23 protein-coding genes are annotated in these 22,121 nt (G+C 38.0%); all 23 read left to right on the forward strand.

The features are described 5' to 3' along the window. Positions 1–171: 171 nt before the first annotated feature. Positions 172–1,239 (forward strand): peptide chain release factor 1, encoded by a 1,068-nt coding sequence (gene prfA / locus M0Q46_03405; GenBank protein MCK9582655.1) that lies wholly within the window; start codon positions 172–174, stop codon positions 1,237–1,239. After that, the gene (prmC, locus tag M0Q46_03410) at positions 1,226–2,116 is read left to right on the forward strand and encodes a peptide chain release factor N(5)-glutamine methyltransferase (GenBank protein MCK9582656.1); all 891 of its coding nucleotides are present in this window, start codon (positions 1,226–1,228) and stop codon (positions 2,114–2,116) included. The genes prfA and prmC overlap by 14 nt, the downstream gene beginning before the upstream one ends. After that, positions 2,109–3,362, forward strand: a complete 1,254-nt coding sequence (gene murA, locus M0Q46_03415) for a UDP-N-acetylglucosamine 1-carboxyvinyltransferase (protein MCK9582657.1) — start codon at positions 2,109–2,111, stop codon at positions 3,360–3,362. The genes prmC and murA overlap by 8 nt, the downstream gene beginning before the upstream one ends. Positions 3,363–3,397: 35 nt before the next feature. Next, positions 3,398–4,573: a histidinol dehydrogenase gene (hisD, locus tag M0Q46_03420; protein MCK9582658.1), complete on the forward strand. Its 1,176-nt coding sequence runs from the start codon at positions 3,398–3,400 to the stop codon at positions 4,571–4,573. Then, the gene (locus M0Q46_03425; GenBank protein ID MCK9582659.1) at positions 4,573–4,776 is read left to right on the forward strand and encodes a hypothetical protein; all 204 of its coding nucleotides are present in this window, start codon (positions 4,573–4,575) and stop codon (positions 4,774–4,776) included. Before hisD ends, M0Q46_03425 begins: the two co-directional genes overlap by 1 nt. Positions 4,777–4,891: 115 nt before the next feature. Then, positions 4,892–5,476 carry an imidazoleglycerol-phosphate dehydratase HisB gene (gene hisB, locus M0Q46_03430; GenBank protein ID MCK9582660.1) on the forward strand — a complete coding sequence of 195 codons (585 nt, stop codon included), beginning with the start codon at positions 4,892–4,894 and terminating at the stop codon, positions 5,474–5,476. Next, entirely contained in the window at positions 5,473–6,123 is a 651-nt protein-coding gene (hisH, locus tag M0Q46_03435) for an imidazole glycerol phosphate synthase subunit HisH (protein MCK9582661.1), read from the forward strand. The genes hisB and hisH overlap by 4 nt, the downstream gene beginning before the upstream one ends. Further along, entirely contained in the window at positions 6,114–6,839 is a 726-nt protein-coding gene (gene hisA / locus M0Q46_03440) for a 1-(5-phosphoribosyl)-5-[(5-phosphoribosylamino)methylideneamino]imidazole-4-carboxamide isomerase (protein ID MCK9582662.1), read from the forward strand. Before hisH ends, hisA begins: the two co-directional genes overlap by 10 nt. Beyond that, positions 6,840–7,601, forward strand: a complete 762-nt coding sequence (hisF, locus tag M0Q46_03445) for an imidazole glycerol phosphate synthase subunit HisF (GenBank protein MCK9582663.1) — start codon at positions 6,840–6,842, stop codon at positions 7,599–7,601. A 17-nt stretch (positions 7,602–7,618) separates the two neighbouring features. Beyond that, positions 7,619–8,005 (forward strand): phosphoribosyl-AMP cyclohydrolase, encoded by a 387-nt coding sequence (gene hisI, locus M0Q46_03450; protein ID MCK9582664.1) that lies wholly within the window; start codon positions 7,619–7,621, stop codon positions 8,003–8,005. Continuing rightward, entirely contained in the window at positions 8,005–9,498 is a 1,494-nt protein-coding gene (gene trpE / locus M0Q46_03455; protein MCK9582665.1) for an anthranilate synthase component I, read from the forward strand. Before hisI ends, trpE begins: the two co-directional genes overlap by 1 nt. Then, positions 9,495–10,064, forward strand: coding sequence for an aminodeoxychorismate/anthranilate synthase component II (locus M0Q46_03460; GenBank protein ID MCK9582666.1), 570 nt, complete (start codon positions 9,495–9,497; stop codon positions 10,062–10,064). Before trpE ends, M0Q46_03460 begins: the two co-directional genes overlap by 4 nt. Further along, entirely contained in the window at positions 10,061–11,080 is a 1,020-nt protein-coding gene (trpD, locus tag M0Q46_03465; GenBank protein ID MCK9582667.1) for an anthranilate phosphoribosyltransferase, read from the forward strand. Before M0Q46_03460 ends, trpD begins: the two co-directional genes overlap by 4 nt. Further along, entirely contained in the window at positions 11,067–11,855 is a 789-nt protein-coding gene (gene trpC / locus M0Q46_03470) for an indole-3-glycerol phosphate synthase TrpC (GenBank protein MCK9582668.1), read from the forward strand. Before trpD ends, trpC begins: the two co-directional genes overlap by 14 nt. Then, positions 11,848–12,480: a phosphoribosylanthranilate isomerase gene (locus tag M0Q46_03475; GenBank protein ID MCK9582669.1), complete on the forward strand. Its 633-nt coding sequence runs from the start codon at positions 11,848–11,850 to the stop codon at positions 12,478–12,480. The genes trpC and M0Q46_03475 overlap by 8 nt, the downstream gene beginning before the upstream one ends. Then, positions 12,477–13,448, forward strand: coding sequence for a KpsF/GutQ family sugar-phosphate isomerase (locus M0Q46_03480; protein MCK9582670.1), 972 nt, complete (start codon positions 12,477–12,479; stop codon positions 13,446–13,448). Before M0Q46_03475 ends, M0Q46_03480 begins: the two co-directional genes overlap by 4 nt. After that, a complete protein-coding gene (gene trpB, locus M0Q46_03485; protein ID MCK9582671.1) occupies positions 13,445–14,602 on the forward strand; it encodes a tryptophan synthase subunit beta in 1,158 nt (385 codons plus the stop codon). The genes M0Q46_03480 and trpB overlap by 4 nt, the downstream gene beginning before the upstream one ends. After that, complete coding sequence (trpA, locus tag M0Q46_03490) at positions 14,599–15,399, forward strand: tryptophan synthase subunit alpha (GenBank protein ID MCK9582672.1); 801 nt, start codon at positions 14,599–14,601, stop codon at positions 15,397–15,399. The genes trpB and trpA overlap by 4 nt, the downstream gene beginning before the upstream one ends. Positions 15,400–15,414: 15 nt before the next feature. Further along, positions 15,415–16,215 carry an acetyl-CoA carboxylase, carboxyltransferase subunit beta gene (accD, locus tag M0Q46_03495; protein ID MCK9582673.1) on the forward strand — a complete coding sequence of 267 codons (801 nt, stop codon included), beginning with the start codon at positions 15,415–15,417 and terminating at the stop codon, positions 16,213–16,215. A 3-nt stretch (positions 16,216–16,218) separates the two neighbouring features. Continuing rightward, positions 16,219–17,502, forward strand: a complete 1,284-nt coding sequence (locus M0Q46_03500) for a bifunctional folylpolyglutamate synthase/dihydrofolate synthase (GenBank protein MCK9582674.1) — start codon at positions 16,219–16,221, stop codon at positions 17,500–17,502. A gap of 3 nt (positions 17,503–17,505) precedes the next feature. After that, positions 17,506–18,453 carry an ROK family protein gene (locus M0Q46_03505; GenBank protein MCK9582675.1) on the forward strand — a complete coding sequence of 316 codons (948 nt, stop codon included), beginning with the start codon at positions 17,506–17,508 and terminating at the stop codon, positions 18,451–18,453. 11 nt (positions 18,454–18,464) lie between these two features. Further along, positions 18,465–20,483 (forward strand): hypothetical protein, encoded by a 2,019-nt coding sequence (locus tag M0Q46_03510; GenBank protein ID MCK9582676.1) that lies wholly within the window; start codon positions 18,465–18,467, stop codon positions 20,481–20,483. A gap of 175 nt (positions 20,484–20,658) precedes the next feature. Continuing rightward, positions 20,659–22,032, forward strand: coding sequence for a formylglycine-generating enzyme family protein (locus M0Q46_03515; protein ID MCK9582677.1), 1,374 nt, complete (start codon positions 20,659–20,661; stop codon positions 22,030–22,032). The last annotated feature ends 89 nt before the right edge of the window (positions 22,033–22,121 follow it).

Here is a 22,121-nt window from a genome sequence, read left to right on the forward strand (position 1 = left end):
TACGCTAGGTTCAAGAAAGAAGAAAGTTGTGGTAAAAAAAGAAGCAGCCCCAGCCGCAAAAGCGAAGTAGTTAGGCACATTTAGAAATTCAAGGCAGAGTTATTAAAACAACTCTGCCTTTTTTATTGTATTTGACCCAAATTTTACAATGGGTTTTAGAGGTAATTAGTTATGTTAGAAAAAAAACTTGATGCATTAAAAAAACGTTATGATGAACTTGGCAGTCTGCTAAGTTCCGTTGAAGTTGCCAATAAACCAGAACTTTTAAGGCAGTACTCCATGGAGCATTCAAGGTTAGTATCAATAATTGAACTTTCAAATGCTTATGCTGAAGTTAAAAAAGAAATAGCTGGTCTTAACGAGCTAAAAAATTCATCAGATGATGAAATGAAGGCATTGGCAGATGCGGAGCATCCCGCTCTTATAGATAAACTTAAAAATATTGAATCTGAGCTTAAAATTGCTTTGTTGCCAATAGATCCGAATGCCGACAAAAATGTGATTGTTGAAATTAGGGCTGGAACCGGCGGGGAAGAGTCAGCACTTTTCGTAGGAGAGCTTTTTAGAATGTACTGCCGCTATGCGGAAATGAAAAAATGGAAAATTGAAATAATGGATAGCAACCCAACGGGGCTTGGTGGTTTTAAAGAAGTTGTATTTGGAATATCGGGTGCTAAAGTTTGGAGTTATTTAAAATTTGAACGCGGCACACATAGGGTTCAACGAGTTCCGGAAACAGAATCCTCTGGCAGGGTTCATACATCAGCAATTACAGTTGCAGTTTTACCAGAAGCAGATGAGGTTGATATAGAAATAAAAACTGAAGATTTACGCATTGATACTTACCGTGCTTCAGGCGCCGGCGGCCAGCATATAAATAAAACCGATTCTGCAATAAGAATAACACATATTCCAACCAATATTGTTGTTTCTTGCCAAGATGAACGCAGCCAAATAAAAAACCGAGCTAAAGCAATGAAGGTTTTGCGTTCTAAATTACTTGAAGCAAAAATGCTTGCGCAAGAACAAGCAGTAATGAAAGATCGTCGCCAGCAGGTAGGCAGCGGAGACAGGTCTGAAAAAATTCGTACTTATAATTACCCACAAAATAGAATTACAGACCATAGAATTAATTTAAGCCTGTATAATTTAAAAGAAGTTCTTGAAGGTGAGCTTGATGATATTATTGAAAAATTAATAAAAGCCGACCAAGAAGCTCAACTAAATGACAACAAATAATAAAACAGTTTTAGATAGTTGGACAATTGCGCGCCTGCTTGATTGGACACAAGGTTATTTTTTAAAAAATGGTATAGAGAGTGCTCGCATAGATGCAGAACTATTGCTTAGCAGTGTTGTAAAATGCAAGAGAATGGAGCTTTCATTAAATGCCTTTGAAATTGTTTCACGCTCAGATCTTGAACATTTTAAGATTATAATAGAAAGAAGGAAGAATAAAGAACCTATTGCATACATTTTAGGCAATAGTGAGTTTATGGGTTTAAATCTTTTTGTAACTAAAGAAACTTTAATACCCCGCAGCGAAACTGAAATTGTTGTAGAGGCGGCCTCAGAAGAGATAAAAAACAATAATTTACAAATCGCTATAGATATGTGCACAGGTTCTGGTAACATTGCAATTTCACTTGCAAAACTAACAAATTTAAAAACTATTTATGCCTGCGATATAAGCAAAGAGGCACTTTTAGTTGCAAATAAAAATGCCGCAAATCATGGGGTTCTTGGGAAGGTCGTAACACGCTCTGGGAACCTTTTTAATGCTTTAGAGTTTGAACAAATAAAAAAGAAAGTGGATGTTGTAATATCAAACCCGCCATACATAAGCCAAGAAGAGTTTTCAGCGCTTGCTCCGGAACTCTTATATGAACCTAAAAATGCCCTTTTAGCAGGTGAAGATGCTACAATCTATTACAGAAGAATATTTTCTGATGCAAGAGAGTACCTGTGCACAAATGGACTTATTATATTTGAGTTAAGCGCCACAAAAAGTAAAGAAATAGTGGCTCTTGCAGATGATTATGGTTATAAAAAAATAAAAGTAATAAATGATTACGCTGGACTCAAACGCGTATTCATCGGGAGACTAAATGGATAAAATTATTATCTTTGGAGGCAAAAGGTTAACAGGCAGTATAACTATATCCGGCTCAAAGAACTCAGCATTGCCAATTTTAATTGCAACATTGCTAACCGATGAAGCTTGTGTAATTGAAAATGTTCCCAACCTTGCCGATATTAGAACCACATTATTTCTATTGGAGTATTTGGGGAAGAAAGTGGAAAAACGCGGCAGCATAGTTTATGTAGAAAACTCATCAAAACTAAAACATGATGCTCCTTATGACCTTGTGCGTAAAATGCGTGCAAGCATTTTGGTTATGGGGCCATTGCTTGCCAGGCTTGGCAAAGTAAATGTTTCACTACCCGGCGGGTGTGCCATAGGGGCAAGGCCTATAGATATTCATTTGTCTGCTTTTAAATCCCTTGGGGCAAAAATAAAATTGAGCGGCGGTTATGTTTTAATGAATTGCTCAAAACTTGTAGGTTCTGTTATAAATTTTCGTTTTCCAAGTGTTGGGGCAACAGAAAATATTTTGCTTGCAAGCGTTTTAGCTAAAGGGCATACTGTTATAAAAAATCCAGCCCGCGAGCCGGAAATTGTTGATTTGGCAAATGCACTCAATAAAATGGGAGCAAAAATAACCGGAGCTGGCAGCAGCATTATAAAAATACAGGGTGTCAAAAAACTTTCATGCCTTAAACATCGTGTGATAGCAGATAGAATTGAATGTGCCACTTATATGATTGCCTCTGCAATTACGGGTGGTGATGTTATATTAAAAGAAGCTCATATAGGGCATATGCGCTCAATTATAGAAAAGCTTAAAAAAGTTGGGGTTAAGTTTGAAAATGTGAAAGATGGTCTGCGTGTAAAGGCGACAAATTTACTAAAAGCTGTATCGATAAAAACAGGGGTATATCCGGCATTTCCCACCGATGTACAGGCACAATGGATGGCTTTACTTAGTGTTGCCAATGGCAAGGCAGATATTACGGAGATGGTTTTTGAGAACAGGTTTTTGCATGCTGTTGAGCTTCAGCGCCTTGGAGCAAACATTAAAATAGAAGGTAATAAGGTTTTAGTTAGCGGTGTAAAAAAGCTTTCTGGCGCGCCTGTTATGGTGTCAGATTTGCGCGCAGGGGCGGCACTTGTGCTTGCCGGTTTAGTGGCACAGGGCAAAACAGAAGTCAATAGAATTTATCATTTAGACCGTGGTTATGAAAAATTAGAAGTAAAGTTAAGGAAACTCGGGGCAAACATTAAGCGTGTTTCCGTTTGAGCCGTTAATAACATTTATAGTATAATCTAACAACTATGAAAAATAAAAATATATCAGCTTATGTGGCAGAAATTATTAATTATGTTGCCAAATATGGTGACAGAGCTCTTATGTCAATGACTCTTAAGTACGATGGCATAAAACTTACTCAAAACACTATATTGGTTGACCAAAAGGTAATATTGTCATCTGATAAGGGCATTGACGCAGGGTTAAAAAAAGCTTTGGACAGTGCGTATAAAAATGTTTATAACTTTCACAAAGCCGAAAATTCATTTATTAAAAGGCGTTGGTCAATGCATTCTGATGGTGTGCTTTGCGGGCAATTCTTTACACCAATAGAGAGTGTGGGGCTTTATGTACCTGGTGGAAGGTTTTCTTACCCATCAACAGTTATTATGTCTGCGGTTCCCGCGCGTATTGCGGGTGTTAGTAACATTGTAATTGCCACTCCTGCAAAAAGTATAACCCCTGCGTTACTTTATGCGGCAAAGCTTTGCAAAATAAATACTATTTATAAAGTTGGTGGCCCTGCGGCTATTGCAGCTTTGGCTATTGGAACAAAAACTATTGCAAAGGTAGATTTCATAGCAGGCCCTGGTAATATGTTTGTCAACGAAGCAAAAAGGCAGTTATTTGGTAAAGTCGGTATTGATTCTCTTGCAGGACCAAGCGAAGTTGTGATTGTTGCAGATGAAAAATCAAATGTAGATTTTATAGTTGCGGATATTTGTGCTCAGGCCGAGCATGACCCACAGGCAAAGGCATACTTAATTTCAGATTCAAAAAACATTATTTCTTTAGTTAAAAAACAGCTGACAAGTAATATTTCCAGGCAAACAGAGTTTATTTACGCAAAAGATTGCGATTTTGCCAAGTTAATAAACAACATTGCCCCAGAACACCTTGAAATAATGACTAAAAAACCAAACAAAATTTTTGCTCAGGTTAAAAATGCCGGTGCTGTTTTTGTTGGTTCTTCCACCCCAACTGTTTTTGGAGATTATTTTGCGGGGCCGTCTCATGTATTGCCAACAGGCGCTTGCGCAAAATTTTCAAGCGGTCTTAGTGTGTTAACATTTTTAAAGAGAAGCAGTTTTTCTAATTATTCAATAAAATCTGCGAAAAAAAGTGCGCCGTTAGTTGCTGAAATTGCTAAGGCAGAAGGGCTTGTAGAACATGCGAATTCCGCGCTTTTAAGAGGGAAATAATGAAAATAGAGCTATCAAGAAAAGAAATAGAAATAATGTTAATGTTAATTTATGAATCACTTTCTTTTGATACTAAAGGCAGGTCTAACCATGCTTTTTCATTAGAAGAGATTGCAATTATAGATAAACTTGAAAGAAACCTTAAGTTCTACGAAAATGGAGATGCACAGTGTGGTTTTGAAACTGGCGATATTTGCCATTAAATTAAAAGACATCCTATAAGATTTCGGATTTAGAAACAAAAGCTGTCAGATAAAAAGACTAAAGAATTAATCTGTGTAATCAGGCATAAAGAATATTATGCCAGGAGTATTAAGAATGGAAAGAAAATCAAAAATTGATCGCAAAACAAAAGAAACAGATGTTTTTATTGAGCTAAACTTAGATAAAGCAAAAGTTTCAAAAATTGAAACTACAATTCCTTTCTTAGATCATATGCTCACACTTTTTGCGCACCACAGTGGTTTTGGTTTAAATGTGCGCGCAAAAGGTGATACCCACATAGATGCTCATCACTTATGCGAGGATCTGGGAATTACAATGGGCTTGGCATTTGCAAAAGCGATACAAGACAAAAAAGGCATTAACCGTTATGGCAACTTCCTTTTGCCTATGGATGAGGCGTTATCGTATGTTGCGCTTGATATATCAGGTAGGGCATATTTACAGTACGATGTGAAATTTAAAAAAGATTTTAAAAGCGAGTTTGACTATTCTTTAATAAAAGAGTTCTTCTATGCTTTTGTGGTAAATGCGAAAATCACTTTGCATATTGAACTTAAAAAGGGTGGTAACAATCACCATATAGCTGAAGCTATTTTCAAAGGTTTTGCAAAAGCTTTAAGCATTGCCTGCGCTCGAAACAAAAATGGTAAAGTGCCTTCTACAAAAGGTAAATTGTGAAAAATGTAAAACCAGTCATTGCCGTAGTTGATTACGGTATGGGAAACCTAAGAAGTGTGGCAAAAGCCATTGAGTTGGTTGGTGCCAAAGTAGTGGTTTCTTCCAATCCTAAGGTGTTGCTTGCTTCTAATGGCGTTGTTTTTCCTGGAGTCGGAGCTTTTAACGCTGCATTAGTGAATTTAAAAAAAACTGGGCTACTGTCTTGCCTTCATGATTGTATAAGTTCTTCAAAACCATTTTTAGGGCTTTGTCTTGGATTTCAGTTATTATTTGACCACAGCCAAGAAGGAAGCGGGAAAGGCCTTTCAATAATTCATGGCAATGTAAAAGCTTTTAATTTTAAAAATAGTAAATTAAAAATGCCGCATATGGGCTGGAACACCGTCAGCATAAATAAAGAAAATAAATTTAGCAAAGAGATGTTTAAGGGTATAAAAAATAACTCATATTTTTATTTTGTGCATTCATACTATTGCGCTCCTAAAGCCTACGATGTGGTTGCGGCAAAAACTTCATACGGTATAGATTTTTGCTCCGCAATTGCAAAAGATAATTACTGGGCAAGCCAATTCCACCCTGAAAAAAGCGGCGCTAATGGTTTAAAGTTGCTCGCAAATTTTGTTGATAAGGTAAAAAAGTGCTTATAATACCAGCAATAGATTTGCTTGATGGCAAATGTGTACGACTGTTAAAAGGCGATTACAATCAAGTCAGTGTTTATTCAAATAACCCATCGGAAATTGCGCTTAAATGGCAAGAAGCTGGCGCAAAAAGATTGCATGTTGTTGACCTTGATGGCGCCCGCAGTGGTGAACCTAAAAACTTGTCTGTTATAAGCTCTATAAGAAAAGTGTTTAAAGGGCAAATAGAACTTGGCGGTGGAATTAGAGATAATTCTACGCTTGAAAATGTTTTTTCTGCAGGGATTGATTATGCAATAATTGGTACGGCGGTTTGTGAGAATATTGATTTTGTGCGAGATGCTGCAACAAAACATTTTGGGAAGATAATTATTGGCATAGATGTGAAAGATGGCAAAGTATCGGTTAAAGGTTGGAAGGAAACTACTACAACAGACGCTATAGAGCTTGGTAAGAAGTTGAAAAATATTGGAATATTGGAAATTATTTTTACGGATATATCAAAAGACGGCATGCTTATAGGCCCAAATATTGAACAGACAGTGAGTATTGCAGTGCAAAGCAGATTGCGTGTAATTGCCTCTGGTGGTGTTAGCTCAATTGAAGATATTAAAAAAATTAAAGCTGTTGAGGGTTTTGGTATAGTTGGTGCAATAGTTGGGAAAGCCTTGTATGAAAATAAGTTTGATCTTAAGCAAGCTATTTTGCTTGCGGAGAAATAAATGGCGCTTTCGCTGAGAATTATTCCATGTTTGGATGTTAACGCCGGGCGCGTTGTTAAGGGTACAAAGTTTTTAAATCTAAAAGATGCCGGCGACCCTGTTGAAGTTGCAAAACGTTACAATAAGGAAGGGGCCGATGAACTTATTTTTCTTGATATAACAGCATCTTCAGACAATAGACCAATAATGCTAGAAGTAGTTAGAAAAACAGCAGAGCAGGTTTTTATACCGCTAACAGTTGGTGGTGGCGTAAGAAAAGTTGAAGATATTCGCGCATTGCTTAACGCAGGTGCTGACAAAGTTTCTATAAATACAGCTGCCGTGCATAACCCCGAGCTTGTGCGTTTAGCAAGTAAAGCTTTTGGCAGTCAGTGTATTGTTGTCGCAATAGATGCCAAACGAAACATTCGTGGCGGCTGGACCGTTTATACTCACGGCGGAAGAAATAAAACAAAGCTTGATGTTTTGCAATGGGCAAAAAAGATGCAAAGGTTAGGCGCTGGCGAGATATTGCTTACAAGTATGGACCGTGACGGTACAAAAAATGGTTACGATAATAAGCTCCTTAGTGCTGTTAGTAATGCTGTTAGCATACCGGTTATTGCTTCTGGTGGTGCCGGAAATAGTGAGCATTTTCTTAAAGCGTGTAAGTCGGGTGCTTCTGCTGTGCTTGCGGCATCACTTTTTCATTTCAGGGAACTTTCAATTATGCAGGTAAAAAAACATCTTGCTGCCGCTGGTTGTGTTGTAAGGATAAAGTAGAATAAAAAAGAGGAAAGATGAACTTTATTAAGAATTTAAAATTTGACGCAAATGGCCTGATACCTACGGTTGTGCAAGATTACAAGGATGGAAAAGTTTTGATGGTCGCTTATATGAATGCTGAATCTATTAAGCGTACAGTCAAAACAAATAAAGCAACCTTTTGGAGCCGTTCCCGCCAGAAATATTGGCTTAAGGGCGAAGAGTCGGGCAATATTCAAAAAGTAAAAGAAATGTTTTATGATTGTGATGGTGATTGTATTTTAATAAAGGTAGACCAGATTGGTGGTGCGGCTTGCCACACTGGGTATAGATCATGTTTTTTCACAAAAGTAGTACAGGGCGGAAAAACAAAAACTGTTGGTAAAAAAATATTTGATCCAAAAAAAGTATATAAAAAATAATGAAGCAATACTTCCCAAATTTTACTGAGTTTCAAAAGCTTTCTAAAACCAGCAATATAGTTCCTGTGTATGCGGAAATATTTGCCGATCTTGAAACACCTGTTTCTGCTTTTTTAAAACTTTCCGGCAACGAAAAGTATGCCTACTTATTAGAAAGTGTAGAGGGTGGGGAGCGTTGGGGCAGATATTCTTTTATTTCATGCTCACCAAAACTAATTTTTGAAAGCAAAGGTGCTTCTTTTGCGCTTTACAAACCAGGCAGTAAGCCAAACTATGTGCCTTGCACAAGGCCGATGGAGAAGTTAAAAGAAGTTATGGCTAATTACAAATCGGCGCAAATTAGTGGACTGCCTATTTTTTGGGGTGGGGCGGTAGGTTATGCGTCTTACGATATGGTGCGCTTTATAGAGGAGTTGCCAAACAAGCCAAATGATGATTTAAACCTTCCAGATAGTGTTTTTCTTATAACAGATAAGATGGTTATTTTTGACCATTTAACCCATAGCGTTAAAATTGTTGCCTGCGCGAGTATTGATTCTACAAAAAAAGTTAAAGAAGTTTATGATAGCGCGCTTGAAGATATTGAGCAGCTTATTGCCCTTTTAAAACTACCGCTTAAGGCACAAGCAGAACAAAAAAATATAGGCGTTAAAAATAGTAAAGTTAAATCAAACCTTACAAAAGCCCAGTTTGAAGATAATGTAAAGAAAGCGAAGGAACATATAAAAAATGGCGATATAATTCAGGTTGTGCTTTCTCAAAGGTTTTCAAAACAAATAAGCGCAAAGCCGTTTGATATTTATCGCGCTTTGCGTCTTGTTAATCCATCACCATATATGTATTACTTAAAGTTAAATGACTTTGAAATTATTGGTTCTTCGCCGGAAATACTTGTAAGAAAAGATGGCGCGCTTTGCGAAATTCGTCCAATTGCGGGCACAACTATTCGCGGTAAAAATGAGGAAGAAGAAAATATGCTTGCAGCAAAATTGCTTAGTGACCCCAAAGAGAGAGCAGAGCATATTATGCTTGTTGACTTAGGGAGAAATGACCTTGGCAGAGTATGTAAGAGTTCAAGTGTAAATGTTGGCGCATTGATGACAATAGAAAAGTATTCTCATGTAATGCATATAGTTTCTAGTGTAAGTGGTCAGTTGAAAGAGGGTTTAGATAGTTTTGATCTTTTTAACGCTTGTTTCCCTGCTGGTACAGTTTCTGGTGCGCCAAAGGTGCGTGCAATGCAAATTATTGACGATCTTGAGCCGACTGCCCGCGGGCCATATGCCGGCGCAATAGGTTATTTTTCATTTTCCGGTAATATGGATATGGCAATAACAATTCGTACAGTCGTTGTTAAAAACTCAGTTGCTATGGTGCAGGCAGGAGCTGGTATTGTTGCAGATTCTATACCGGAAAATGAGTTCCTGGAGTCACAACGCAAAGCCAGAGCGCTTATTGTTGCAATAGAAAAAGCGGAAGAAGGTATACGATGATTTTGGTAATAGATAACTACGATTCATTTACATACAACATTGTTCAGTATCTTTATGCGTGGGAGAAAACAGTTTTAGTTTACAGAAATGACAAAATTTCAATTGAAGAAATTGTAAAACTAAAACCGGCAAAAATACTTATATCGCCGGGCCCAGGCAATCCATCTGAGGCCGGTATATCTTTGGATGTCATTAAATATTTTGCAGGTAAGGTTCCAATTCTTGGGGTTTGTTTAGGTCATCAATGTATTGGTGAGGCCTTTGGCGGCAAAGTTGTTCGCGCAAAAAACCTTATGCATGGTAAAACTTCTCAGATACATCACGACTCTAAAGGTATTTTTAAAAGCCTTCCAAACCCATTTGAAGCAACCAGATACCATTCGTTAATTGTTGAAAAAAAATCTCTTCCCAGTGAACTTATAATTAGCGCGCAAACTAGTCAAGGTGAGATAATGGCTTTAAGACATAAAAAAATGCAGGTGGACGGGGTACAGTTTCACCCGGAATCAATTCTTACCAAAGAAGGGAAAAAGTTGCTTAAAAATTTTGTAAAAGGCATTCAATGATTAAAAGTGCCTTAGCAAAAATTGTTGCTGTTACAAACTTAACACAAGACGAAGCATTTGCTGTTATGTCACAAATAATGTCAGGTAACGCTACAGAAGCTCAGATAGCGGCCTTTATTACTGCCTTGCGTATGAAGGGAGAGACAATTGATGAGATAACAGGTTTTTCAAAGGCAATGAGGCAGTTTTCTCTAAAGATATCACCTAATATAAACGATACTATGTTGGACACTTGCGGCACAGGTGGTGACGGGGCGCATACTTTTAATATTTCTACAATCGCGGCAATTACTGCAAGCGCGGCTGGAGTGGTGGTTGCAAAACATGGAAATCGTTCTGTTTCAAGTTTATGTGGCAGTGCGGATATATTGCAGGAGCTTGGAGTAAAAATAGATATTTCGGCCGACTCAGTTAAAAAATGTATTGAAAAAATAGGAATTGGTTTTATGTTCGCGCCATCTTTTCACCCTGCAATGAGGTACGCTGCTGCTCCAAGGAAGCAAATAGGCATAAGAACGGTTTTCAATCTGTTAGGGCCGCTTACAAACCCAGCAATAGCAAATACGCAGCTTGTTGGTTTATATAATGAGGGCTTACTTGAAAAAATAACTGGTGTTTTGCGCAATCTTGGTTTAAAAAGAGCGCTTGTGGTATGCGGCAAAGATGGTTTAGATGAAATAACCGTAACTTCAAAAACTTCTGTTTGTGAACTTACAGATGGATTAATAAAGAAGTATGAAATAGAACCCGAAGATTTCGGTATGATAAAACATTCAATAAAAGAGCTTGTTGGCGGAGATGCAAAAGTAAACGCTAAAATTGCAAACTCTGTTTTAAACGGCCAAAAAAATGCCTGTCTTGATGCTGTTGTTATAAATGCAGGAGCTGGTATCTATGTTGCTAAAAATTTATCAAGTATCTCTGATGGTATAAAACTTGCTTTTGAGGCCATAAAATCTGGCGCTGCAAAGGCAAAATTAGAAGCTCTTGTGAAACTTACTAATGAACTTTCTTGAAACTGTAATTAAGTACAAAAAAAGCTCTTTGATAGAGGCAAAAAAAAATGTGCCTTTTAAAATACTCTTTGCGCAATTAGAAGAAATTAAGCTGCAATTTGGCAGTTTTGGTAAATCACTTTCTAAAGAGGGTGTTAGAATAATTGCTGAAATGAAAAAGGCAAGCCCGCTAGCCGGCATTTTGTGTTCAAACTATGTTCCAGCTAAAATTGCGCGTGAATATTCGTCCTGTGGTGCTGCGGCAATATCGGTATTAACAGAAGAAAAGTATTTTTTAGGTAGTTTAGACGATATTAAAATAGCAAAACAAAATTCATCAGTTCCAATTTTAAGAAAAGATTTTATTGTAGATGAGTATCAATTAGTTGAGGCAAAACTTGCCGGAGCGGACACAGTGCTTTTAATAGTTGCCGCATTAAATAAATCTGAAATTCTCAATTTAATTTCTTTTGCCTCAAAAATTTCGCTTGAGTGTCTTGTTGAAGTGCATACAATACCGGAATTGGAACTTGCATGCGAATGCGGTGCAAATATAATTGGCATAAATAACCGCAGTTTAGAAACACTTAAAGTTGATTTAAACACAGGTTTTAAAATGCTTAGTGTTATGCCAAAAAACAAAATTACTGTTATAGAAAGCGGCATTAAAACTTTTGATGAAATAAACAGTTTTATTTCTGCAGGTGTAAATGCTTTTCTTATAGGTGAAACTATAATTAAAAGCCAAAACCCGTGTAATAAATTAAAAGAGCTTCTAGGGGAAAAAGTTGCTTAAAATTAAAATATGCGGAATTACAAATAGTGAAGATGCCGGCCTTGCCTCAATGCTTGGGGCAGATTACATTGGGCTCAATTTTTGTAAGGAAAGCCCGCGCAAGGTTTCTTTGCAAAACGCAAGCAAAATATTTGATGCCTTGCCTCCATTTACAACTGCTGTCGGAGTGTTTGTGGATGAGCCAATGGTTGATATAAAAAAAATAATAAAAAAAGTTGGTTTTGAAATTATACAGTTGCACGGGTCCGAAAACCAAGATTATTGCTTAGAGCTAAAAGCATTAGGTGTGAAAGTAATAAAAGCCTTTAGGGTAAACTCCAAAGAAACAGTTGATAACGCAAAAAAATATTTAGAGTGTTCGGATTATTTTCTTTTCGATTCATTTAGTGAAGGTGTTGCCGGTGGAACCGGTGAAGTCTTTAATTGGGATTTGGCACTTGGTGCGAAGGAATTTGGCAAACCTTTTTTTCTCGCAGGCGGGTTAACGCCGGAAAATGTGGCCCAAGCAATAGAAAAAGTTCATCCGTTTGCTGTTGATGTAGCGTCTGGAGTTGAACGATTGCCAAGCAGAAAGGATTTTGAAAAAATGAAGCTTTTTGTTAAAGCTGTAAGGAGCCTAAAGTGAACACTAAAGCAATAATTCTAAGTGCGAAAAATGTTATTAAAATAGAGTCAGACGCATTAAAGCAGCAAATTAAACATATAGATAATGAGTTTGTAAAAGCTGTTAGCTTAATTTTTGGTGTATCCGGAAAACTTGTTGTTATGGGTGTTGGAAAATCTGGGCTTATTGCAAAAAAAATTGTGGCAACAATGTCTTCCCTTGGCACTCCGTCGGTTTTTTTACATCCGGCTGAGTGTTTGCATGGCGATATAGGCACGCTTAGCTCTCAAGACGCGGTGCTAATGCTTTCATATACGGGGGAAAGCGATGAGATAAAAAAAGTTTTACCTATAATTAAAAGTTTTGGCATAAAAATAGTTGCTATGACCGGTAAGCCAAAAGCGCAGGTGTGGAAAAGTGCCGATATTATAATAAACTCCTGCGTAAAAAAAGAGGCCTGTCATTTAAACATTGCTCCAACATCATCTACAACAGCAATGCTTGCATTAGGCGATGCCATTGCCATTTGTGTTTCTAAGTTGAAGGGCTTCAAAGTTGAAAACATGGCAAAGTTTCACCCGCTTGGCGGAATTGGCAAAAAACTCACTCTTAAGGTTGCAGATTTAATGCATAAAGGTGCAAATAACCCACTTGTTAAAGCGCAAAGCACAGTTGAAGATGCTCTTTTTGTTATGACAAAAACCCGTGTAGGTGCTGCAAATATTGTTGATGCAAAAGGTAAGCTTGCTGGTTTTTTCACTGATGGCGATTTACGCAGAAACCTGCAAAAAGACCAGCAACTGCTTTCAAAAAAAATATCTTTGTTTATGACGAAAAAGCCATTAACAATATCGCCACAAATGCTTGCTGTTGATGCGGCCAGAATACTTAAAGCGCATAAATTTGACAATATACCTGTAGTAGATAAGAATGGCAAACCGGTTGGTATATTAGATGAAAGAGACCTGCTTTCAGAGGGCATTGTATGAACAAAAAAGAGTACTTTGGCTCATTTGGCGGACAGTTTGTTCCTGAAACACTTATGGCTCCGCTTGCCGAGTTAGAATGTGCGCTAAAAAGCGCGTTAAAAGATAGTTCATTCAAAATAGAATTAAATTCGTATCTTAAAAACTATGCAGGCAGGCAAACCCCGCTTTATTTTGCTAAGCGCCTTACACAAATGTATGGCGGTGCAAAAATATATATTAAAAGAGAAGATCTTTGCCATACTGGTTCACATAAAATAAATAATACACTTGGGCAGGTTTTGCTTGCAAAAAGGTTAGGTAAAAAAAGAGTTATTGCAGAAACCGGCGCAGGCCAGCATGGTGTTGCAACGGCTACAGCTGCTGCAATATTTGGCCTTGAGTGTGTGGTTTATATGGGTGAAGAAGATATACGGCGACAGGCATTAAATGTTTATAGAATGGAGCTTTTAGGGGCAAAGGTAATTCCGGTTACTTCTGGCACAAAAACATTAAAAGATGCCATTAATGAGGCAATGCGTGACTGGGTTACAAATATTGCAAACACATTTTATGTTATTGGTTCAGTAATGGGTCCATATCCATATCCATTAATGGTGCGCACTTTCCAAAGTATTATTGGAAAAGAGACCAAACAACAAATTCTTGCAGTTGAAGGAAAATTACCGGATTATGTGATTGCTTGTGTTGGTGGTGGAAGCAACTCAATGGGAATATTTTATAATTTCATAAAAGATAAAAATGTAAAACTTATTGGTTTAGAAGCCGCAGGGGCTGCAACATTATCAAAAGGGAGTGTTGGCTATTTACATGGAATGAAAACATATGTTTTACAGGATAAATATGGCCAGATACTTGGTACTCACTCAATTTCTGCTGGATTAGATTATCCTGGGGTTGGTCCAGAGCACAGTTACCTTAAGGAAAGCGGGAGAGCGCAATACTTTCCAATAACGGATTTTGAAGCACTGAATGCCTTTAAAATGCTGGCAATTTATGAAGGTATTATTCCAGCACTTGAATCATCTCATGCGTTTGCATATCTGCCAAAACTTGCCCCAAAACTTTCAAAAGATAAAATAATAGTTGTTTGCCTTTCAGGTCGTGGCGATAAAGATGTTGATTCTGTGCTTGCGGTCCTTGGGAGAAATAAATGAAAAACCGTCTTGCACAGTTTATAGAAAAACAAAAGCAAACAAAAGAAAAGGCATTGATAGTTTTTTTTACAGCTGGATATCCAAATATGGATGCTACAGAAAAGTTAATTTTGGCATCAGTTAACTGTGGCGCAGATATTATAGAAATTGGCATACCATTTTCAGACCCGGTTGCCGACGGCCCTACAATTCAATATGCCTCAGAATACGCGCTTAAAAATGGGGCAACATTGGCAAAAGCACTTTTAGTTGTAAAAAAAGCGCGTGCTAAAACTCAGGTGCCAATAGTTTTTATGGGATACATGAATACTTTTGTAGCAGGTGGGGCCAAAAAAAGTTTTGCATCAATTTCTGCCGCGGGGGTTGATGGAGTTATAATTGCAGATATTGTGCCAGAAGAAAATAAAGCCGTGGAAGGAATTCTAAAAAAATACAATCTTGCACAGTCAATGCTTGTTGCCCCAAACACACCAGCAAAAAGAATGAGTGCAATTGCCAATAAAACAACTGGTTTTGTTTATGTTGTTTCTGTTTCAGGGGTAACGGGAGCAAGGAAAGGCTTTTCAATTGATATTACAGACTATCTTAAAAAAACAAAAGCCGCCATTTTAAATAAAGCTCGTTATGTAGGTTTTGGGGTTGGCTCCGCAAAAGCGGCAAAAGCGCTTGCTCCATTTTGTGATGGTGTAATTGTAGGATCAGCTTTAATAAACATAATTAAAGAAAAGTATCCCAAAAGTACTTGGCTTAATAGTGTTTGCAATTTAATAAAAAATATAAAGAAAGCCATTAAGTAGCTTTCAGAGGTAAAAATGAAAAGAACATTCTCACAAACCACTAAAACAGAAATACCAGCAGGGCTTTGGACAAAATGTAAAAAATGTGAACAGATTATTTTTCAAAAAGAACTTGATGAAAACTTAAAGGTATGTCCAAAGTGTGGTGCCTATTTTCGTCTAACACCGCAAGAACGCATTGATTTGCTGTGTGATAAAAAATCTTTTAAAGAGTTGGATAGCGATTTAAAACCGTCTGACCCGCTAAAATTCCCAAACTATGCTAAAAAAGCTCAAAGCGCGCAGGGCTCAGAGGCGATTGTTTATGGGCAAGGCACAATTGGCACTCACAAAGTGGTGCTTGCGGTTATGAATTTTGATTTTATGGGCGGTTCTATGGGCTCTGTTGTAGGGGAAAAAATTGCGCGGGCAGCAGAGGTTTGTATTAAGAAAAAAATTCCTCTTATAATAGTTTCTGCTTCTGGTGGTGCAAGAATGCAAGAGGGTATTATCTCACTAATGCAAATGGCAAAAACCAGTGCAGCGCTGGCAACGCTTAGCGAAAAAAAGCTTCCATATATTTCAATTCTTACAGATCCAACTACAGGTGGTGTTACGGCATCTTTCGCAATGCTCGGCGATATAATAATTGCGGAGCCAAAAGCACTAATTTGTTTTGCAGGGCCTCGCGTAATTGAGCAAACCATCAGACAAAAATTGCCAGATGGGTTTCAACTTTCAGAATTTTTAATGGAACATGGAATGGTTGATATAATAGCTGAAAGGAAAAATTTAAAAGCAACACTTGTAAGTATTTTAGAGTTTTTTGAAAAATAATTTATGCGAATTCTTGATACTTGGCAAAAAACTGAGTACACAAAAATGCAGCCTGGACTGCAAAGAATTCAGAACTTTTTAGAGCGTGCAGACAATCCGCAAAATACTTTTAAAAGTTTCCATATTGCAGGTACAAACGGCAAGGGCTCAACAGCGGCTGTCATTGCGAATATATTGGTAAACTCAGGTTATAAAACAGCTCTTTACACATCACCACATTTGATTAATATATCGGAAAGAATAAATATAAACGGCATTCCAATTACAGCATCAGAGCTTGAAAAACTAACGCGCAAGAACCTGCGCCTTGCGAAAAGTTTAAAGTTAACATTTTTTGAATTTATAACTGCTTTGGCTTTTTTGCATTTTAGAAATAATAAAGTTGATGTGGCTGTAATTGAAACTGGCCTTGGCGGTCGTTTTGATGCTACCAATGTTATAAATTCTCCGCTCGCTTGTGTCATTACTGAGATTGCATTAGAACATAAAGGAGTACTTGGTAACACTATAAAGAAAATTGCTTATGAAAAAGCAGGTATAATTAAAAACAGTGTTCCTGTTATTTGCGGTACGCAAAATCCGGCGGCTTTAAAAGTTATATATGCTGTGTGTAAAACTAACAATGCCACACTTTATGCTTTTGGAAAAGATTTTTGCTATAAAAACTATACTCAAAATTTTCTTGGCAGCAATGCGTCTGCAGAGTTTTTTTATAACGGAGTTGAAAGAAAATTTAAGGTTGTCACTAACCTAATTGGCACATATCAGGCAAAAAATTGTTCCTGCGCTTTGGGTGCAATAGAGGCACAAAAAGAGCTAAGTGTTAAGAGTTCGGCTATGCTTGCTGGTGCAAAAACAGTTACATGGCCCGCCCGCTTTGATGTGCGCGAAATAAATAAAAAGACATTTATTTTTGATGGAGCGCATAACCCGCAGGCTATGAAGTGCTTTGCAGATATGCTTAAAATAACGCCTTACTCAAAGCCAAAGCCAGCTTTACTTTTTGGTGTAATGGCTGATAAAGATTTTTATAAAATAATTAAGCAGGCGGCGGTATTTTGCGATAAGGTTGTGCTTGTGCGAGCCAAAAACGCAAGAAGTTTAGATTTAAATAAATTGTCTTTGCAGTGGCAAAAACATTTGCCAAAAGAAAATATTTTTACCGCAACGACACTCAAAACTGCAATGAGCATTTTAAAAGATTCCAAAGTAATAGTAGTTACGGGCTCACTTTATTTAGTTGCTGATTGTTTCAAATATTTTAAATTAAAAACTTCTAAGGAGTAAAAGATGGTTAAGTATTTTTTAGGTGTAGATCTCGGTGGTACAGGAGTTAAACTCGCCATCACAACTCAAAAGGGTTTGGTGGTTGCCCAAAGTTCATTCCCAAATTTAAACCCGTCAGATTATAAAAATGTTGTTAAAGAAATAATAGCTCATTTTAACGAAATAAAGAGTGGTTATAAAGTGCTTGCAGCGGGTATTGGTGTTGCCGGCGATGTAGATCAAAAACACGCGCTTGTGCGCTTTTCTCCAAACCTTAAGTGGAAAAATATGCATTTGGCAAAAGAATTTAAAAAATACCTAAATATCCCAGTTTATATAGATAACGATGCTAACACGGCCGCGCTCGGTGCTTACTGTCTTGAAACGAAAGGTAAGGTAAACAACCTTATCTGTGTTACACTCGGCACAGGTATTGGCGGTGGTTTTATTTTGGATGGTAAACTTTTTACCGGCGCAACCGGTTCTGCCGGTGAAATTGGTCACATTACACTCTACCCGGGTGGACACTTGTGCAATTGTGGCAACCATGGCTGTGTTGAAAGATACCTTGGGGCGCCATACATTAGCAGTGAGTTTTCAGAGCTGGCGCGAAAAAATAATAATAAAACCGTAAGTAAACTTGTTGAGGGTGATTTTAGTAGTGTAACACCTAAAATAATAACGCTTGCCGCCAATTCTGGCGACCAACTTGCAATAGATTATTGGAAAAGCTACGGCGAAAAACTTGGAATAATGCTTGCTGGCCTTATAAATACAATAAACCCCGATATGGTGGTGCTTGCCGGCGGGTTAAGCAAGGCGGGCAATTATATTTTAAACCCGGTAAAGGAAACTGTTAAGAAAAGGGCATTTAAAGCGCCGGTAAAAACATGCAAAATAATAATATCAAAGTACACGCAAAAACTAGGGGTTGTGGGCGCCGCTCTACTTGCAACACAGCAAAATAAATAAATGGGAAATAGATGAGTAATAAAGTTAAAAATATTTTAAGTGTTTTTATTTGCCTATTAGGTCTTTTTTTTATTTTCACTTCAAATGCGCATTCTTCGCCAGCAAAAGTAAAAGCCGATTACTTATTTTACGATTCTGAAAATAAGTATGCTCTCCTTAAAACATCTGCATCCATTGAGTGGCAAGGCAAAAATATAAGTGCCAATCAAATTGAACTGTTTTTTGCAAGCAACACTGCAAAAGCAGTAGGCGATGTGGTTCTTTACGATAGTGGCAGTGTTGTTTTTGCCGATTTGGCCGAATACAACACATTAACTTCAACCGGTTCATTGCAAGGGGCTTTTGGTTATTTTGATCCGTTTTATTTTTTGGCGCAAAACTTTACTCGTAAAGGCGCAGATAAATTTTCACTTACCGATTGTGAGTTTACAACTTGCAATAAAGACGATCCTGACTTTACCATAAGTGCCACAAGTGTTGACGGCACGCTTAAAAAAAATATTCTAATTTATAATGCTGTTTACAGGGTGAAAAATATACCTATATTTTACTTTCCATTAGTGCCATTTGGGCTTGGGAAACACCGTCATACAATTTATGTTGAGCCGGGCTACAACAACTCCGATGGGTTTTTTTTAAGAGCAATTTATGGCTATCCAATAAGTGATTATATTTACTCAAATTTGTACCTTGATTATTATTCAAGGCGCGGCACAGGTAAGGGTGGTCAGTTAACTTATAATGTTCCTAATAAAATGAACGGTTCGTTGTATCTTTACCATATTTACGAGCAAACTACCGATATAGAGCGCCTTAGCGCAAGAGCAACACACTGGCAAAAATTAAGCCCGCTTTGGACTGGGCAATCCCAGTTAAACTATTATAGTGATAGAAGCTTTAATAGCCAGTATTTTTTGGATAATTGGCAAAGTATAAACAGTAATATTGACTCTAATTTGTCATTGACCCGCCAAGACAGCGCAGGTAACTTTAGGGTTCTTGTCGCCCGCTCCGATTCTTTCGACCAAACAAAGATGAATTATGCTCCAACAATTATTACTGCTCCGTCGCTGTCATATTCTCTCTATCCGGTAAAAGGTAAAATGCCTTTTTATACCGTGCTAAACGGCGCTATACAAAATCAATACACAAAAGCAGATGATTTTTACCTGATAAGCGGTTCTTTTGATGCAGCAATTTATAAAGATTTTAAAATTAATCGGAAATTAACTCTAACGCCAAGAATAGGAATAACACAAAATTGGCAAGATGCTACTTCAAAAACAGATGATGAAGATATATTTGTAACTCATTATTATACTTCAGAAAACCTTCGTTATCGCCTTGCTTCTTGGGTAGATTGGAACTTAATTCACAGCTTTAAGCTTCGCTCAATTCAAAACTCCACGGCTATAGATGAAAACGCGAATGATTTCGGGATAGAATCAAATCTAATTTCCTATACAAATACAATGTATCCTGCTCGTCGTTTAACGCTCCGTAATTCTACTTCATTTGATGCTCGCACATTTCGCTTAAGCCCATTTTACACTTGGACTGATCGGTTCACTCCAGTAGTTAGCGAGATTACATGGTTTCCGTCAAATTTTTATAATTTGTATCTTCGTGAAGAAACAACAATTGCTCCAATAGATGTAAAGCTTCTTCAGGGTTTATTTAACATTGGTGACCCAAGTGTAAAATACGCAAACTTTGGTTTGTTTTATCAAAATGCTTATCCAGACCAGCTTGGGTTTAACTTTGGTTTTGGAACATGGATAGGTCCAAAGTGGAAGTTGGACTATTCTGCAAGAGCGTACAGTTATAACTACCTTTCAAACGTTGCGTTAAGTGATCAGTCGGTACAACTATACCGCGACTTGCATTGCTGGGATATGCGTTTAACATACAAAAAACATACCACTTCCGAGGAATTTTTTGTTTACTTGGACCTAAAAGTATCGGGCAAAGTGCGTCAGACACAATTTAACAAAGAAGCCTACTTAGACACACATCCTTGGCAACGCTAAACCTTAACCAAAAAAAGTCCAATATGTTAAGAGATTGTACATTCTGTTGAAATTATTATAAATATTTACTATACTCCAACAACAAAGTAAATAGAAAGATTCACGCTTTACAAAAAATACAAAAACCGGCGTTGCCGTGAACTTTAAGCGCAATCAAAATTAGGCACTAAAAATCATGAAAAAACTACTCATAATCCTACTGTTATTTACGGCATCGTCTCTTTCCGCCAATAATCTTAAGATTTCAAGCGGAAATGTTTCTAACTTTTACGCTGGCTCTACAGAGATTTCCTTTACTGTTTCTCAGGAAAATACTTTTTCTACGAACACATATATATACAGTAACGACCCGGTGAAAGACTGCGCCTGGATATTCGTCAAATACTCACTCAATGGCGATTCAGGTCCATGGAACCATTGCACTATTACTGGCACAAGCGCCGGTGACGGTGCATCAACTACGATACAGAGTGTTTCCGACAACAAGGGTGTTTTCCTTTTTTCAAATGGCAGCAACAGTTTATGGAAAAGCAACTATGTGAAAGTGCAATGGAATTTTGTGGCTGATGGTATTGGCACTTTCCCTTCCAGTGGTGTTAAATTCAAAGTCATGGGAATTGAGATGGTTTATATTTCTACCGGCACATTTTTATATAACGCTGGGTCAATAGCAGACAGCACAACCAATAATTTTGGAGGTGGCAGTCAGGTGACAGTAGGATCAATCACTGATGTGCCCGCTGGCTGTGCCAATGACTGGCCCAACGGATACAGAGCGTTTTATCTTGCCAAGTACGAAATAAGCCAGAAACAGTATGTAGATTTTTTGAATGCGGTTGACCCCTATGGAACAACAGGTACGACATATTATGATTCAGTCCGATATAATTTATACGGATACTATGTACAAATGGACAATTCGCGCCCAATAGGCGACCGGTACTATATAGCAAGTGAGAGAGATACACTGGGATGTAATTGGCTTAGTTGGAGTGATGCCACAGCGTATGCCAGCTGGTCCGGACTTAGGCCGATGACAGAAATGGAGTTTGAGCGAGCAGGAAGAGGGCGTAACAATGCAAATATCTACCTTTGGGGCAATACCGATCCTCTAAGCGTAAACTTCGTGGACACAAAGAGTGGAGGCACCGAGAAGTGTTGGTTATATTATGCCAACTGCGATCAGTTCTCGGGAAGTAACGGCCCCACCTCCGTTGGACACTATTTAAGCGGATTAAACATAAGCGGCGCGCCCCAAGTTCGAACAGTAGCGCAAACAGGCGCCAGTCCTTACGGAATAGCGGATTTAGGCGGCAACGTATGGGAACACATAATTAATTGTCAAAGCATAGGAACACCTACAAATGGCAACGGTACAACAACCGTCCCTGATGTCCCTGTTTGGCCATCATACGCATCTGCCGGGCTTCGTGGCGGTGCTTGGGACGATGCTCCCACGCGTATGCGAGTGTCAGACCGCGCAAACGCGGGCTGGGCGGACGAGAGTCGCGGCGCCAGTGTCGGGTTTCGTCCCGCGAGGACACCGTAGCTTTTTGCGCTTTTACATTTTTACGCTGTTGCCGTGAAAGACATAAAATGGCTGCGAAGCAATATTAGTAATTATAGTACACGACATAG

Source organism: Endomicrobiales bacterium, from assembly GCA_023228045.1.
Taxonomy (GTDB): Bacteria; Elusimicrobiota; Endomicrobiia; order Endomicrobiales; family JALOBY01; genus JALOBY01.